The organism is Actinoplanes sp. NPDC051861 (genome assembly GCF_040681145.1).
Taxonomy (GTDB): Bacteria; Actinomycetota; Actinomycetes; order Mycobacteriales; family Micromonosporaceae; genus Actinoplanes.
Genome location: NZ_JBFAYE010000003.1, coordinates 678083 through 693279 on the forward strand (window position 1 = coordinate 678083; position 15197 = coordinate 693279).

Here is a 15197-nt window from a genome sequence, read left to right on the forward strand (position 1 = left end):
CACAAGATCCGCCGGTTCACTGGCCGTCGTGACCAGTGAAACCACAGATCAGCGACCCGCACGCCGGATCAGCAGGCGCGGACTTCTGGCCGGCGGCCTGGGCCTGCTCGCCACGGCCGGCGGCGCCGGAGGCTGGGCCCTCAACCGGTACGTCGTCGACCACGTCGAGGTGACCGGCGCGTCCGGCCTCACCGCCGCGAACGTGGTCGCCGCCGAGGCCGACTCGGACGGCACCGCAACCGCGACCGGATACACCAGCGACACCGCGAAGATCACGATCGAGACGGTCAGCACCGGGTCCGGCTCGTCGGCGGTGACCTATTTCGTCGCCGACGTCCAGGTCAGCGACGCGACGATCGTCAAGTCGGCGTTCGCGAACGACCAGTTCGGCGAGAACATCATCGCGAACCCGTCCGAGATCGCCGCCTCGGCCGGTGCGGTGCTCGCGATCAACGGCGACTACTACGGTTTCCGGGACACCGGCATCGTGATCCGCAACGGCGTGATGTTCCGCGACGCGGGTGCCCGCCAGGGGCTGGCCTTCTACGCGGACGGCTCGGTGAAGCTGTACGACGAGACCGCCGTCTCCGCCGGCGAACTCCTCGCAGACGGGGTGTGGAACACGCTGTCGTTCGGGCCGGGGCTCGTCGAGGACGGCAAGGCGCTGTCCGGAATTGACCAGGTCGAGGTGGACACCAACTTCGGCAACCACTCGATCCAGGGGAACCAGCCGCGGACGGCGATCGGCATGATCGGCAAGAACCACCTGCTGTTCGTGGTGGCCGACGGGCGCAGCCAGGGATACAGCCGGGGCGTCACGCTGCCGGAGCTCGCGCAGATCTTCGTGGACCGGGGTGCCGAGGTGGCGTACAACCTGGACGGCGGCGGTTCGTCGGCCATGGTGTTCCAGGACAGACTCGTGAACAACCCGCTCGGCAAGGGGCAGGAGCGCGGCACCAGCGACATCCTGTATGTGGCGGGGTGATCGGCGGTGATCGTGCTCATCCCCGCCTACCAGCCGGACTCGCGCCTCGTCGAGCTCGTCGAGCGCCTGCGCGAGCATCGGGTGCTCGTCGTGGACGACGGGAGCGGTCCGGCGTACGCGAAATGGTTCGAAATGGCCCGCACAGCCGGCGCCGAAATCGTCACGCTGGACCACAACCGGGGTAAGGGTTTCGCGCTGCGGACCGGATTCGCGCACGTGGCGTCGCGTTTTCCCGGCGAGGACGTGGTGTGCGCGGACAGCGACGGGCAGCACCGCCCGGAGGACATTTCCGCGGTGGCGGAAAGGGTGCGCGTGTCCCGGGCGGAAATGGTGCTCGGGGTGCGGCGGTTCACCGGGCGGGTACCGGTGCGCAGCCGATTCGGGAACGGTGTGACGCGGGTGTTCTTCAGGCTCGCAACCGGGATGGATGTGACGGACACGCAGACCGGCCTGCGGGGTTATCCGGCGCGGATGCTGCCGTGGTTGGGCGCGGTCACCGGTGACCGATTCGAGTACGAGTTGCGGCTGCTGTTGCGGGCGGCCCGGGAGCGCCTGACGGTCGACGAGGTTCCGATCGCCACCGTCTACCTCGACGGCAACAAGTCCTCCCATTTCCGGATCTTCCGGGATTCGGTGTTGATCTACGGGCCGCTGCTGGCCTTCGCCGGATCGTCGCTGGCCGCGTTCGCGGTGGACGCCGCCCTGCTCGCCGGTCTCGTCACGATCTCCGGCAGCGTGGTGGGGTCGGCGATCGCGGCCCGCCTGGTCAGCGCCACCCTCAACTACACGGTCAACCGGGCGGCGGTGTTCCGCTCCGGCTCCACACACCGCCGCGCGGCCCCGCGCTATGCGGCGCTCGCCGCCGCCAACCTGACCGCGAACATCGTCCTGCTCCAGCTGCTGGCGCCGGCCACCGGCTCACTCGTGGCGGCCAAACTGATCACCGAGGCCGCGCTGTTCCTGACCGGTTTCGCCCTCCAGCGGGCGTTCGTCTTCGGGCGTCGCCGCACCGTACCCGCCCGGTCGGCGCCGCGGGCCGCGGCCCTTCAGGCCGGGCCCATGTAATCAATGGCCTTGAGCGCCTCGATGACGCTGGCGATGTGGTCGCGCATGGCGGTTTCCGCGGCCTTCGGATCGCGGTCGCGAATGGCGGCGATGATGCGCTCGTGCTGGGGGAGTGACGTCTGCGGGCGGCCCGGGACGAGCGAAAGCATGTATTGGTGGCGCACGAGCTGGCCGCGCAGTGTCTCGACGATGCGATCGGCGGTGGAATGGGCGCCGATCCGCCGGACGAGTCCGTGCAGCCGCTGATTCAGGTCGCTGTACCGGCGGTGCTCGCCCGCCTCGACCGCCCGCCGCATGAGGACACCGATCTCGTCGAGCTCGATGGCCTGCTCCCCGGTGACCAGTTCGGCGGCGCGCCCGGCGATCAGGCCCTCGACGACCATCCGGACCTCGGTGATCTCGACCGCCTCGGCCATCGACACCTTGCGCACCTGGGCGCCGCGGTTGCGCTGCACCTCGACCAGGCCCTCGCCGGCCAGGTCCTGCAGGGCGGCGCGCACGGTGAACCGGCTGGCCTCGAGCCGCTCGCAGAGCTGTGCCTCGACGAGGCGCTCGCCCGGCAGGTACTCACCGGTCAGGACGGCGTCGCGCAGCGCGTCCCGGACGCGGGCCGCGGTGCCGGCGGCGCGGGGGCGTCGTTCCTGGTCGGGCATGTGGCCAGTCTGATTTCCTCGTCGCAGGATTGTCAACAATTGTCTGCCGAGCCTATGGTGCCCAGACCGGTTCTGGCGGACATTATTGTCGACAAACTTGCGAGGAGGCGGCGATGGCGGACGGCATCCCGGTCCAGCTGCTGCGCGGCGGCACGTCCAAAGGTGCGTACTTCCTGGCCGGGGACCTGCCGGCGGACACCGCCGAGCGCGACCGGCTGCTGCTGTCGGTGATGGGCTCGCCGGATCCGCGCCAGATCGACGGCATCGGCGGCGGCCATCCGCTGACCAGCAAGGTCGCGGTGGTCGAGCGGTCCGCCGACCCCGGTGCCGATGTCGACTACCTGTTCCTGCAGGTGCGGGTGGACGAGCCGGGGGTGAGCGCCGGCCAGCCGTGCGGCAACATCCTGGCCGGCGTCGGGCCGTTCGCGATCGAGCGCGGCCTGACGCCCGCGGCGGGGGAGACCACGGCGGTCCGCGTGCGCATGGTCAACACCGGGGCGTACGCGACGGTGCACGTGCCGACGCCGGGCGGACGGCCGGAGTACTCGGGTGACACCGTGCTCAGCGGCGTTCCGGGCACGGCGTCGCGGATCCTCGTCGAGTTCCCGGACGTGACGGCGCGGCTGCCGACCGGGCGGGTCGTGGACGACCTCGACGGTGTGCCGGCGACGCTGATCGACGCCGGTCTGCCCGTCATGATCATCGCGGCGGAGGCGCTGGGCGTCACGGGCTACGAGTCGCCCACCCGCCTGGAGTACGACGAGCGGCTGCGCAGCCGAGTGGGTCTCCTGCAGCTGGCCGCCGCGGACCTCACGGGTGCCGGTGGCGTGGTGGCCTGCCTGGTCGCGCCGCCGGTCGCGGGTGGCAGCCTCTGCACCCGGATGTTCGTCGCGCACGGCGTGCACAGCCAGATCGGCGTGCTCGCGGCGGTGACCGTCGCCTCGGCCGTGGCGCTGCCCGGAAGCGTCGCCGCCCGCCCGGCGGCCGGCGCGGTCCGGTCCGGGGTGGTCCGGCTGGAACACCCGACCGGCTTCCTGGACGTGGTCACCGACGGCGACCGATCGCTGGTGGTCAGCACCGCCCGCCTGCTCCTGGACGGCCGGGTGTTCCCGCGCTGACCCGCCGTTGCTCAAGGAGGTACCAGGATGCGCACACTGAGGTCAGTCGTGGCCCATCTGGTCCTGCGGGGACAGGTGTTCCACCGTCACGCCGGTCTCGGTGAACGTCCGGGTCACGTGCCCGGAGGTGTAGACCCAGAGGATCCGCAGCGGCCCGTCGCCGACGTTGCGGAACAGATGCGGGATCGGCGACGGGATGTACGTGGTGTCGTACCGGCCGAGCCGCGTCACCGTCCCCTCGACCAGGACCTCCGCCTCGCCGTCGAGGACCGTCACGTGCTCGTCGCAGTTGTGCGAGTGCAGGGGCGCGCCGGTGCCGGGCGGGTAGACGCTGATCCCGCTGGTGATCCGGTTCTCGCCGCCGGCCGCGGACGCGGTGATCAGCGGCGTGGTGACGATGGCCCCGCCGCGGTCGAGTACGGGAACCTGCGACGACTTGATGATCACGGTCATGGCCCGAGGGTAGGACCGCCGGGCGCACGTCAGATGCAGCCTTACGTTGCGTTCGGCGATCTGTGAGGCCCTAACACCCCGTTGTTACGTTCCTGCGAAACATCCGTCCCGAGTGCTCGGGATCACAAGCTGGAGGGCTGTCGATGAGGCTTCCCGTGATCGACCCGGACGACATGACCCCGCGGCAGCGCGAGGTGGCCGAGCGGATCGCCGGCCGTCGCGGCGCCGTGCGGGGCCCGTTCCGGGTGTGGCTCAACAGCCCGGAACTGTGCGACCGGGTCGAGTCGCTGGGCGCCTTCCTGCGCTTCGAGTCCAGCCTGCCGCTGCGCCTGCGGGAACTGTCCCTGCTGATCGCGGCCCGGCACTTCGACGCCCAGTACTCGTGGAACGCGCACTGGGAGAAGGCGGTCGCCGAGGGGATACCGCTCGAGGCGGTACGGGCGATCGCCGAACGCCGCGAACCGGTCTTCGCCACCGACGAGGACGACGCCTTCTACCGGTTCTGCACCGAGCTGCTGTCGAACCACTTCGTCTCGGCCGATGTCTTCCAGCGGGCCCTCGGGCACTTCGGCCACGAGGGACTCGTCGACGCCGTGGGCTCGCTGGGGAACTTCAGCATGCTGGCGATGTGCCTGAACGCGTTCGAGGTGGACCTGCAGAGCGACCGTGAGCCGCCCTTCCCGGACATCCGTGGCTACGCCCGGGTCGCCGCGTGAACACCCCGGTCCTGCGCGTCCTCGGCGTCTCCAAGAGCTTCGGCGGCGCCGCGGCGCTGAGCGACGTCTCGGCCGACTTCCACCCCGGCGAGGTGCACGCCCTGATGGGGATGAACGGTGCCGGCAAATCGACGCTCGTCCAGATCCTCTCCGGTGCGCTGAACCCGGACGGCGGCCGGCTCGAGGTCGCCGGGCACGCGCAGAACCACCTGACACCGCGGCAGGCCCGCAGGGTCGGCATCTCGACCGTCCCGCAGCGCCGTGAACTGGTGATGAGCCTGACCGTCGCGGAGAACATTCTGCTCGGCGACCTGCCCACCAGCGGGCCGGCGGTGCGCTGGAAGGCGGTCCGCGAGGCCGCGCGGGCCGCACTGGCCGGCCTCGGCATCGCCATCGACGCCGACGCGATCGCCGGTGATCTGACCGTGGCCGAGCAGACCATGGTCGAGGTGGCCCGCGAGGTACGGCGCGGCGGACGCGTGCTGATCCTCGACGAGCCGACCGCCTGCCTCGGCCCGGAGGCCGCGGGCCAGATCCGCGAACTGGTGGTGCGGCTGCGCGAGAGCGGGGTCGCGATCGTCTTCATCTCGCACCACATCTCCGAGGTGCTGCGCCTCGCCGACCGGATCACCGTGCTGCGCGACGGCCGGGTGACCTGGACCGGCCTGGCCAAGGAGACCGACGAGGCCGGCCTGGTCCGCGACATGGTCGGCCGCGACGTGGTGTCCCGGCGCCCGGAACGCCCGGCCCGCTCCCCGGAGATCGGGCTCAGCATCCGGCGGCTCGGCGACGGCCGGTTCCTGGACGGCTTCGACATCGACGTCCGGCGCGGCGAGATCGTCGCCGTGCTCGGGCCCGCCGGCGACGCTCAGTCCCGCCTGTTCGACCTGCTCTCCGGCCGCCGCCGCCCGGACGGTGGCACCGTGACCGTCGCCGGCAAGCCGATCCGTCCCGGCCGGATCGCGCACTCCCTCGCCGGTGGCCTGCGCTGCGTCACCGGCGACCGCCGCCGGCTCGGCCTGATCCCCGGGCTGACCGTCGACGAGAACATCCTGCTCGCGCAGGACCGCCTCGACCGGCGGCGGATGCACAACTGGCGCCTGCTCACCCGCCGGGCCGCGCCGCTGCGCGCCGGTTACCGCGTGGTGTCGCTCGCCGAGAACCCGCCGGTGGAACAGCTCTCCGGCGGAAACCAGCAGAAGGTCCTGCTGGCCAAGTGGCTCGGCACCGGCCCCGCGGCGGTGCTGCTCGAGGACCCGACCAACGGTGTGGACGTCGCCGCGATGGCGGAGATCCACGGCCTCGTCGACGAGCTGGCCGGCCGGGGCGTCGCGGTCCTGCTGGCCTCCTCGTCCGCCGAGGAGGTGATGCGCCTGGCCGACCGCGTCGTGGTGGTACGCGACGGCCGGCGCGTCGCCGAGTACGACGTCGACCTGATCACCCGCGACGAGCTTGTCGCGGCCACCCTGGGAGGAGCGCTGTGACCAGCACCGCGGTAACGAAACCGGCGCCGCCGAGAAGCGCGCGGCTGCGGTCGGTCCCGCACGCCGGGCTGCTCCTGGTACTCGCCGCGATCATCGTCTTCGCCAGTACGCAGACCGACGCGTTCCTCAACTCCAACAACCTTCTCAACGTGATGCGACAGGTCAGCGTCGTGGCCGTGATCGCCGCCGGCCTCACCCTGCTGATGGTCGCCGGCGGCATGGACTTCTCGATGGGCGGCAACGTCGCGGTCACCACGGCGGTCGCCGCGCAGATGCTCTCGCACGGCTACCCGGCCGCCCTGACCGTCGCCGTCTCGATCGGCCTGTCCGTCGCGATCGGCCTGGTCAACGGCGTGGTCGTGACGTTCACCAGGGTGGCGCCGTTCGTAGCGACGCTCGCGACCGCGACCCTGCTCGACGGTGTGGCGCTGCTCGTCATCAACGGCATGAGCATCTCGATCGACGAGCACCTGTCCACACTCGGCAACGGCCGTACGCTCGGCCTGCCCAACCTGATCTTCGTGGCAGCACTCGTGCTCGCGGTGACCGCGTTCGTCATGCGGTACACCACGTTCGGCCGGGACGCGTTCGCGATCGGCGGCAACGAGGACGTGGCCCGCCTCAGCGGCATCAACGTGGTCCGCGACAAACTCGTCCTCTACGGCCTGGCGGGCGCGCTCTCCGGTCTGGCCGGCATCATGCTGCTCTCCCGCCTGGCGGCCAGCAGCCCCGGCACCGGCGGCCTGCAACTGCAGCTCACCGCGGTGGCCGCGGTGGTCATCGGCGGCACCTCACTGGCCGGCGGCCGCGGCACGATCGGCGGCACCATCCTCGGCGTCCTGCTGCTCGGCGTGGTCGCCAACGTGCTCAACCTGCTCCAGATCTCCTCCTACTACCAGCAGATCGCGGTCGGCGCGGTCCTGCTCATCGCGGCGATCTCGAACCTGCTCCAGAGCCGCGGAAAACATTAAGTTCCCTTTTTCTCGTTTTGAGAGGCGATACTGCCATGCCTTCTACCCCTCGCGCGCTTGCCGCCGCCGTCCTTTGCGCGGTCTCCCTGACCGCGTGCGGCTCCTCCGAGACGTCCGGGTCCGACGAGGTCACCCTCGGCTTCGTGAACGGCGCCAACACCGAGTTCCACACCTGCCTGCAGCGCTCGGTCGAGGCCGAGGCCAAGACCGCCGGAGCGAAACTGATCACGGCGAACTCGAAGCAGGACCCGGGCACCGAGCTCAACAACATCGAGGACATGATCTCGCGGTCGGTGGACGCGCTGATCGTGCAGACGGTGAACGTCGACGCTCTGAAGAACGACATCACCAAGGCGAAGAACGCCGGCATCCCGATCTTCCTGACCTCGGTGATCACCCAGGACACCTCGGACATCCTCGGCGCGGTCGTCGTGGACCTCAAGCAGGTCGGGGCCCTCGACGCGGAGTTCATCGCCGAACAGGCCGCCGGCGCACCGGTCGAGGTCGGCATCGTGGCCGGCGCACCGGGCGCGGCCTCCGACCTGATGGTCAACGGCTTCAAGGCCGCCCTGCCGCCCACCGCCACCGTGGTGGCGAACCAGCCCGGCATGTTCAACCGGGCCAAGGCGCAGGACGTCGCCGAGAACATGATCCAGGCGCATCCCGACCTGAAGTACGCGTTCGTCGCGAACGAGGAGATGGCGTTCGGCGCGCTGCAGGCGTTCCAGGCGGCCGGCAAGGACGTCAAGATCGTCACCGTCAACGGCACCGACGAGGGCCTGGCCGCGGTCGGAGACGGGCGGTTCGCGGCGACCGTCGCCAACTCGGCCACGACGACCGGTCAGCTCGCCGTCAAGAACACGCTCGACCTGCTCGACAAGGGCCCGGCCGAGAAGATCACGAACACCCCGATCAAATTGATCACCAAGGACAACCTCGCCGAGGCACCGAAGTACTGCCTCGAGGGCTGAGAAGGAATCGGAGCCGGAGGATCCCATGGATCGCATTCTGGTCATGCGCAGCTTCGTCACGGTCGCGAAGGTGGGCAGTTTCAGCGGCGCGGCGAAGCAGCTCGGCACCTCGGGCTCCCTCATCTCACGGCACGTCGCCGACCTGGAGAAACAACTCGGCGTGCACCTAGTCAACCGGACCGCGCGCTCGGTCAGCCTGACCGAGCCCGGCCTGCGGTACAGCGAGTTCGCCCAGCGGATCCTCGACGAGATCGACGAGGAGGACGCCCGGATCGCCGAGGCGCACGACCGCCCCGAGGGCCCGCTCTCGATCATCTGCCCGAAGTGGATCGGTGGCCTGGACCTCGGCGACGCCATCGCCGAGTTCTCGGTCGCCCATCCCAGGATCGCCGTACGCTACGAACTCGGCGGCATGTCCGACCGCACGTACGACTTCCTGGACAGCGGGTTCGACGTCGCGTTCCACACCCGTGACCTGCGGGACTCCAGCGTGCGGCTGAAACGGATCGCCTCGCTGCCGTTCGTGCTCTGCGCCTCGGGCAAGTACCTCGCCGAGCACGGCGACCTCACCGGCCCGGACGACCTCGGCAACCACGACTGCCTCGTGCACGTGAACGACCCGGTGTGGCGGATCGGGCACGGGCACGCCAGCACCCTCCACAAGATCCGCAACATCGCGTTCCAGTCGAACTCGTACGTGGCACTGCACAAGGCGGCGGTGCACGGGCGGGGGATCGCGCTGCTGCCCACCCGGTCGGCGTACGACGACCTGGTCAACGGGACCCTGCGGGTGCTGCTGCCGGACCTGCCGGTGCCGAGCCGGTCGCTGTACGCCATCTACGGGCCGGCGCCGCAGGTGCCCCGCAAGGTCGAGGTGTTCCTGTCCTATCTGACCAAGTGGTTCGCCGAGAATCCGTTGCCGGTATTCGAACGCCCCGCGCAATGAACGCTTGCGAAATCGTCGGGGTCCCGGCCACGGAAGCGACCATAGGATCGATTTCGGCACCTCCAGAAAGCCTCCAGAAAGCCTCCAGAAAGGTCGGCGGCGGTGGGAATACAAAGGATCGAATCGGTGACGTACACCGTCGGCGACCTCGACACGAACGTGCGTTTCTTCGACGATTTCGGGCTGACTCCGGTCTCCCGGGAGGCGGATCGCGCCGTTTTCGCCACCCGGATCGGGCAGACCCTCGTCCTGGACGCGTCGCCGGCGCCTGATCTGCCGCCGGCGGTGGAGAGCGGGCCGACGATCCGCGAGATCGTCTGGGGTGTCGACACGACGTCCGAGCTGCATCGGCTCGTCTCACGGGTGGACCGGCCCGGTCATGTGTCCGAGGACGGTGTGTTCCACACGGTGGACGAGACCGGCTTCGGCGTCGGCCTCACGCTGGTGGGCGACCCGGGCCTACCACACGACAAACCCAGAAAAGCTAATAAATCCGGACATATCACCAGGGTCAACGAGGCGCTCACCACCGTTGGCCGCGTGCGGCCCATCCGGATCTGCCACGTCGCGCTGAACATCCCGAAGGACGGGCGCGAGGAGGCGGTGGCGTTCTACACCGACCGGCTCGAGTTCATCCCGACCGACGTGGTCAAGCCGATGGGCGTGTTCATGCGGGTCGAGGGCGACGCCGACCAGCACAACTTCCTGCTCTGCCACCGGCCGGACCGGGCCGGAGTCAACCACGTCTCGTACGAGGTGAACGGCTTCGACGACGTCATCGAGGGCGGCAACCACATGATCGCCCAGGGCTGGCAGGAGGCGCGCAAGCTCGGCCGGCACACGGTCGGCTCCAACGTCTTCCGGTTCGTGCACGCGCCGTGCGGCGGGCGGGTCGAACTGGCCGCCGACATGGACCGGGTCGACGACTCCTATGGCACGAGGGTGCACGAGACCGCCCCGCCGCACACCATCTGGACCCTCCGCAGCTCCCGGGAGACGACATCGTGAAATATCCGGACCTGAGGCTCTTCATCGACGGCGAGTGGGTCATGACCGGCCGGTCCGCGCCGGTGCTCGACCCGGCCACCGAGGAGATCCTGGGACACGTGCCTCTCGCCTCGACAGCGGATCTGGACAGGGCGGTGAGAGCCGCGGTCCGCGGATTCGAGGCGTGGCGGAACACCCCGATCGCCGAGCGCACCGCGATCCTGCACCGGGCCGCCGACCTGCTGGCGGAACGGGCGGACCGGGTGGCGACCGTGATGACCTCGGAGCAGGGCAAGCCGTGGAAGGAGGCGCGCGGCGAGGTGCAGCGGGTCGCCGGGGCGCTGCGCTGGGACGCCGAGGACGCGCGCCGGGCGTACGGGCGGATCATCCCGTCGGCCGGCGACACCGTGCTCTCGGTGCGGCACGAGCCGGTCGGCCCGGTCGCCGCGTTCACACCCTGGAACTTCCCGGCCGGGTCACCGATGCGCAAGATGGCCGGCGCCCTCTCGGCCGGCTGCTCGATCGTGATCAAGGCGTCCGAGGAGACCCCGGGCGCGGCCGTCGAGATCGTCCGCTGTTTCGCCGAGGCCGGGGTGCCGGCCGGTGCGCTCAACCTGGTCTTCGGCGAGCCCGCCGAGGTGTCGGAACACCTGATCGCGGCCCCGGAGATCCGCCTGGTCGCGTTCACCGGGTCCGTCCCGGTCGGCAAGCTGCTCGCCGCGCGGGCGGGCGCCGAGATGAAACCGTCCCTCATGGAGCTCGGCGGCCACGCACCGGTCATCGTGTGCGCGGACGCCGACCCGGTGCGGGCCGCGCGCAAGGCCGCCTTCGCCAAGTTCGTCAACGCCGGCCAGGTGTGCACGTCGCCGAGCCGGTTCCTGGTGCACTCGGCCGTTCACGACGAGTTCCTGGACGCGTTCGTCGCGGCCGCCGAGGGGATCGTCGTCGGTGACGGCCGGGACGAGGGCGTCACGATGGGACCGCTCGCCAACCCGCGCCGGTTGAAAGCCATGGAGGAGCTGGTTGCGGACGCGGTCAGCCGGGGAGCGATGGTCGTCACCGGCGGCGAGCGGCTGGACCGGCCCGGGTTCTTCTTCGCGCCGACAGTGCTCACGGACGTGCCGGCGGACGCGCGGGTGATGGTCGAGGAGCCGTTCGGGCCGGTCGCGCCGATCGTGCCGTTCGACGATCTCGACGAGGCGCTGCACGTCGCCAACTCACTGCCGTACGGCCTGGCCGCGTACGGGTTCACCCGCTCCTCGAAGACCGCGGAGAAGCTGATCAGCGGCCTCGAGGCGGGGATCCTGTCGATCAACCACTGTGGTGGGTCGGTGCACGAGGCGCCGTCGGGTGGCGTGAAGCAGAGCGGGTACGGCAAGGAGGGCGGCCCCGAGGGCGTCGAGGCGTACCTGATCACCAAGCGCGTCTCTCACCTGCTGGTGGACTGAAATGCGCTATGTCCGCATCAAGGGACCGCGCTGGGGCGTGGTCGTGGACGGCGAGGTCCTCGTCCTGGACGGAAGCCCGATCACCGGGCAGCCGAAGGAGACCGGCGACCGGATCCCGATCGATCACGTGACATTCCTGCCACCGGTGATCCCGGGAGTCTTCTACGCCGTCGGATTCAACTACCGCGGGCACATCGAGCACCACAACGCCAGGATCCCGGACCGTCCCGAGCCCGGCTATCGCGCGAACAACGCCCTGACCGGGCACCTTTCACCCATTGTCAAACCGGCGGACGTGACCGGGCGATTCGAAGCCGAGGGAGAATTGGTCGCGGTCGTCGGCCGTACGATGAAAAGGGTCTCCCGGCACGAAGCGCAGGCGTCCGTCTTCGGCTGGACCATCGGCAACGATGTCAGCGCCCGTGAATGGCAGCACGCCGACCGCACGTTCTGGCGCAGCAAGAACAGCGACACCTTCAAACCGATGGGTCCCTGGATAGAGACCTCCGTCGACCCCCTCGAACAGACCACCACGGTCCGCGTCGACGGCGAGATCCGCGCCGAGTTCGCCACCGGCGACATGGTCTTCGACCCTTTCGACTATCTCGTCGAGACCTCGAAATATCTCACCCTGCACCCCGGCGACGTCCTCTGGATGGGCGCCGACAGCACCGTCGGAATCGAGCCCGGATCCACCGTGGACATCGAGATCAGCGGGATCGGGACGCTCTCCAACCCGGTCCGGACCGAAAGGCACCCCAGATGAGCAGCAACGCGCCGAAGTACATCCACCACGTGAACTTCCCGACCACCGATCCCGAGCGCACCAAAGAGTGGTACTCGAAGGTCTTCGGGCTCAAGGCGATCACCCCGAAGAGCAACACCAGGGTGGTGCTGATGACCCGCGGGAATTTCGACCTGCATTTCACGCCGGTCGAGGAGATGGACCGGATGGCGCCCTATCACTTCGCCATCGAGGTCGAGGACTGGGACGGATTCCTGGAGCACCTGAAAGAGCTCGGCATCCGGCACACCCGGCCGATCGAGCGCCCGGAGAACCAGTCGAAGTTCTGCTACATCCACGACCCCGACCACACCATGATCGAGCTCGTCTACCACGGAAAGCGGCCCGCCTGATGCCGATCGCTGCCTCCGCCGACGGTGCGGACATCTATTACGAGCGGCACGGCGCGGGCCCGGTGATCCTCTTCGTGCACGGCTCCGGCGGACATCACGCCGCCTGGTGGCAGCAGGTCGCCGCGCTGCGCGACCGGTTCACCGTGGTCACCGTGGACCTGCGCGGCTTCGGCAAGTCGGACTCGTCGATGCCCGAGTTCGACGGGCAGGACTTCCCCGGCGACCTGATCGCCGTCCTGGAGGCCGAGGACCTGCGCGACGTGCTGCTGGTCGGCCAGTCGATCGGGGCGGTCGCCGCACTGCGGGCCGCGCTGAACCGGCCGGACCGGGTCAGCGGGGTCGCGCTCGGGCACTCGCTCGGCGGCCTGGACCATCCCGAGCTGAGCGAACTCGTCGCGACCGACCGGGCGGAAGCGGTCAAACTGCCGGTCCTCGATCGTCTGCTCAGCAAGAGCTTCCAGACGTCGCAACCGGCGCTCACGTTCCTCTTCCAGCAGATGGGCACGTTCAACGTCGCCAAGATGGCCGACCTGCGCAACCTGTCGGCCAACGGCCCGAGCATCGACGAGATCGTCTCCTCGGGTGTTCAGGTCTGGTTCCTCGCCGGTGAGACCGACGCGGTGCTCAGCCTCGCCACCGTCCGCCGGGCACACGAGCTCGTCAAGGGCTCGCACCTGGAGGTTGTGCCGGGCGCACCGCACTCGATGTACTGGGAGGCGCCCGGGGACTACAACGCCGCGATCGTCAAGATTCGGGAGGCACTCCGATGCCCAAGCTGACCCTGACCGAGGCCGAGACGATCCTGACCGGCACCCTCGAGCGCGGCGAGCGACTGGGCAAGGCGCTCAGCGTCGCGGTCGTCGACGCCGGCGGCCACCTGATCGCGGTGAAGCGCTCCGACGGCGCGCGGGCGCTGACCCCGAGCATCGCGATCGCGAAGGCGTACAGCGCGGCGATCATGGAGCGGCCGACCAACATGCTCTACGACTGGGCGCAGAGCAACCCGGGCTTCTTCGCCCAGCTCTCGCAGATGGCCACACACCCGATCGTGGCCACCGAGGGCGGCGTGACGATCAAGCGGGACGGCGAGATCCTGGGCGGCCTCGGTGTCTCCGGCGGCACGCCCGCCGAGGACCAGCAGGCCTGCGAGGAGGTGCTGAAGGAACTCGGCTACGAGCTGGTGTTCTCGGCGTGGGGGAAGAATCGTGGCTGACACTTTCAAGTTCCGCATCGACCACCACGGCAGCCTGGTCCGCCCGCCCGAGCTGCTGGCCGCGCGGGCCGCCCACGCCGCCGACCTGCGCGAGATCGAGGACGCGGCGATCGCCGAGGCGGTCCGCAGGCAGCGCAAACTAAGCCTGACCGTGGTCACCGACGGTGAGTTCCGGCGAGCGGACTTCCGCAGCGTGATCCTCGACGCGGTGCACGGATTCGACGGCGGCTCGCTGAAGGCCACCCGGACGCTGGTCGCCGACGACGTGGCCGGGCTCGCCGCGCTGACGCAGATCCCGGCCAAGGCCACACTGCCGTCACCCGCGTTCCTCGCGAGCCGCCTCTGGGTGCCGGGCGGGCCCTGGGGAAGCGCGCGCGAGCTCGGCGAAGCCTTCGCCAGGATCATCCGGGACGAGATCGAGGCGGTCATCTCACGCGGCGTGCGGCTCATTCAGATCGACAATCATGCGTACGCTGAAAAGCTCACCGGCCGCGACACGGGCGCCCTGGATCTCGCCGCCGCTCTGGCCGTCGACGCGATGGCGGTGAGCGTCGCGGACAAGCCGTTCAACGTGCGGATCGGGTTCTGCCCCGCGACCGGCGTGACCGGCGACGTCGACCCGGCGGTGGCGGAGCGGCTCTTCACCGCGATCCCGGTGGACCGCTGGGTGCTGCCCTACGACACCGGCGCGCCCGCCGAGACCGCGCTGCTGCGGGCGGTCCCGGCCGATCGCGACGTCTGCCTGGGCATCGTCTCGCCGCTGACTCCGCTGCTGGAGGACGTCGAGACGGTGATGACCAGGATGGACGTGGTGGGCTCGGTGCGCGACCTCGAGGACGTCGCGGTCAGCCCGAGCGCCGGGTTCTCCGACGTGGCCGGCCGCGCCACGATCAGCGCCGAGGACCAGTGGCGCAAGCTCACCCACGTGGAGACGTTCGCCCGCATGTGCTGGGGCAACGAGCTCTAACACCCTTCTTGCGTGGTGAGTTCGGGTTTGTATGAGGGCCGTACTCCACACGCGGGGTGTGAGTGCTTGTTGCGTGTGGAGTT

17 protein-coding genes are annotated in these 15197 nt (G+C 69.8%); 15 read left to right on the top strand and 2 right to left on the bottom strand.

Annotation, left to right across the window (positions count from 1 at the left end; genetic code table 11):
* The first annotated feature begins 28 nt into the window (after positions 1-28).
* Both AB0M02_RS13940 and AB0M02_RS13945 read left to right on the top strand, forming a co-directional pair.
* Positions 29-985, top strand: a complete 957-nt coding sequence (locus AB0M02_RS13940) for a phosphodiester glycosidase family protein (RefSeq protein WP_364225909.1) — start codon at positions 29-31, stop codon at positions 983-985.
* Positions 986-991: 6 nt separating this feature from the next.
* A complete protein-coding gene (locus AB0M02_RS13945; protein WP_364225911.1) occupies positions 992-2050 on the top strand; it encodes a glycosyltransferase in 1059 nt (352 codons plus the stop codon).
* Here AB0M02_RS13945 and AB0M02_RS13950 read toward each other — a convergent pair.
* The gene (locus AB0M02_RS13950; protein ID WP_364225914.1) at positions 2032-2703 is read right to left on the bottom strand and encodes a GntR family transcriptional regulator; all 672 of its coding nucleotides are present in this window, start codon (positions 2701-2703) and stop codon (positions 2032-2034) included. The two genes, AB0M02_RS13945 and AB0M02_RS13950, sit on opposite strands and share 19 nt — an antisense overlap.
* A gap of 113 nt (positions 2704-2816) precedes the next feature.
* On the opposite strand from AB0M02_RS13950, the gene AB0M02_RS13955 reads away from it, so the two are divergent.
* The gene (locus AB0M02_RS13955; protein ID WP_364225917.1) at positions 2817-3821 is read left to right on the top strand and encodes a PrpF domain-containing protein; all 1005 of its coding nucleotides are present in this window, start codon (positions 2817-2819) and stop codon (positions 3819-3821) included.
* 42 nt (positions 3822-3863) lie between these two features.
* On the opposite strand, the gene AB0M02_RS13960 is transcribed toward AB0M02_RS13955, so the two are convergent.
* On the bottom strand, positions 3864-4274 hold the full coding sequence (locus tag AB0M02_RS13960; RefSeq protein WP_364225920.1) for a cupin domain-containing protein: 411 nt from the start codon (positions 4272-4274) through the stop codon (positions 3864-3866).
* A 143-nt stretch (positions 4275-4417) separates the two neighbouring features.
* Here AB0M02_RS13960 and AB0M02_RS13965 point away from each other — a divergent pair, with 143 nt between their 5' ends.
* The 12 genes from AB0M02_RS13965 to AB0M02_RS14020 all read left to right on the top strand — a co-directional run bounded on the left by AB0M02_RS13965 (position 4418) and on the right by AB0M02_RS14020 (position 15114).
* The gene (locus tag AB0M02_RS13965; protein ID WP_364225923.1) at positions 4418-4990 is read left to right on the top strand and encodes a carboxymuconolactone decarboxylase family protein; all 573 of its coding nucleotides are present in this window, start codon (positions 4418-4420) and stop codon (positions 4988-4990) included.
* The gene (locus AB0M02_RS13970; RefSeq protein ID WP_364225926.1) at positions 4987-6474 is read left to right on the top strand and encodes a sugar ABC transporter ATP-binding protein; all 1488 of its coding nucleotides are present in this window, start codon (positions 4987-4989) and stop codon (positions 6472-6474) included. The genes AB0M02_RS13965 and AB0M02_RS13970 overlap by 4 nt, the downstream gene beginning before the upstream one ends.
* Positions 6471-7445 (top strand): ABC transporter permease, encoded by a 975-nt coding sequence (locus tag AB0M02_RS13975; RefSeq protein WP_364225929.1) that lies wholly within the window; start codon positions 6471-6473, stop codon positions 7443-7445. Before AB0M02_RS13970 ends, AB0M02_RS13975 begins: the two co-directional genes overlap by 4 nt.
* Positions 7446-7480: 35 nt before the next feature.
* Positions 7481-8416 carry a sugar ABC transporter substrate-binding protein gene (locus tag AB0M02_RS13980; RefSeq protein WP_364225932.1) on the top strand — a complete coding sequence of 312 codons (936 nt, stop codon included), beginning with the start codon at positions 7481-7483 and terminating at the stop codon, positions 8414-8416.
* A gap of 25 nt (positions 8417-8441) precedes the next feature.
* Entirely contained in the window at positions 8442-9362 is a 921-nt protein-coding gene (locus AB0M02_RS13985; RefSeq protein ID WP_364225935.1) for a LysR family transcriptional regulator, read from the top strand.
* 126 nt (positions 9363-9488) lie between these two features.
* Complete coding sequence (locus tag AB0M02_RS13990; protein WP_364225938.1) at positions 9489-10370, top strand: VOC family protein; 882 nt, start codon at positions 9489-9491, stop codon at positions 10368-10370.
* A complete protein-coding gene (locus tag AB0M02_RS13995) occupies positions 10367-11797 on the top strand; it encodes an NAD-dependent succinate-semialdehyde dehydrogenase (RefSeq protein ID WP_364225941.1) in 1431 nt (476 codons plus the stop codon). The genes AB0M02_RS13990 and AB0M02_RS13995 overlap by 4 nt, the downstream gene beginning before the upstream one ends.
* Position 11798: 1 nt before the next feature.
* Entirely contained in the window at positions 11799-12563 is a 765-nt protein-coding gene (locus AB0M02_RS14000) for a fumarylacetoacetate hydrolase family protein (RefSeq protein ID WP_364225944.1), read from the top strand.
* Complete coding sequence (locus AB0M02_RS14005; protein ID WP_364225947.1) at positions 12560-12934, top strand: VOC family protein; 375 nt, start codon at positions 12560-12562, stop codon at positions 12932-12934. The genes AB0M02_RS14000 and AB0M02_RS14005 overlap by 4 nt, the downstream gene beginning before the upstream one ends.
* Positions 12934-13713, top strand: a complete 780-nt coding sequence (locus AB0M02_RS14010) for an alpha/beta hydrolase (RefSeq protein ID WP_364225950.1) — start codon at positions 12934-12936, stop codon at positions 13711-13713. The genes AB0M02_RS14005 and AB0M02_RS14010 overlap by 1 nt, the downstream gene beginning before the upstream one ends.
* On the top strand, positions 13701-14147 hold the full coding sequence (locus AB0M02_RS14015) for a heme-binding protein (RefSeq protein ID WP_364225953.1): 447 nt from the start codon (positions 13701-13703) through the stop codon (positions 14145-14147). Before AB0M02_RS14010 ends, AB0M02_RS14015 begins: the two co-directional genes overlap by 13 nt.
* Positions 14140-15114 (top strand): hypothetical protein, encoded by a 975-nt coding sequence (locus AB0M02_RS14020; protein WP_364225956.1) that lies wholly within the window; start codon positions 14140-14142, stop codon positions 15112-15114. Before AB0M02_RS14015 ends, AB0M02_RS14020 begins: the two co-directional genes overlap by 8 nt.
* The last annotated feature ends 83 nt before the right edge of the window (positions 15115-15197 follow it).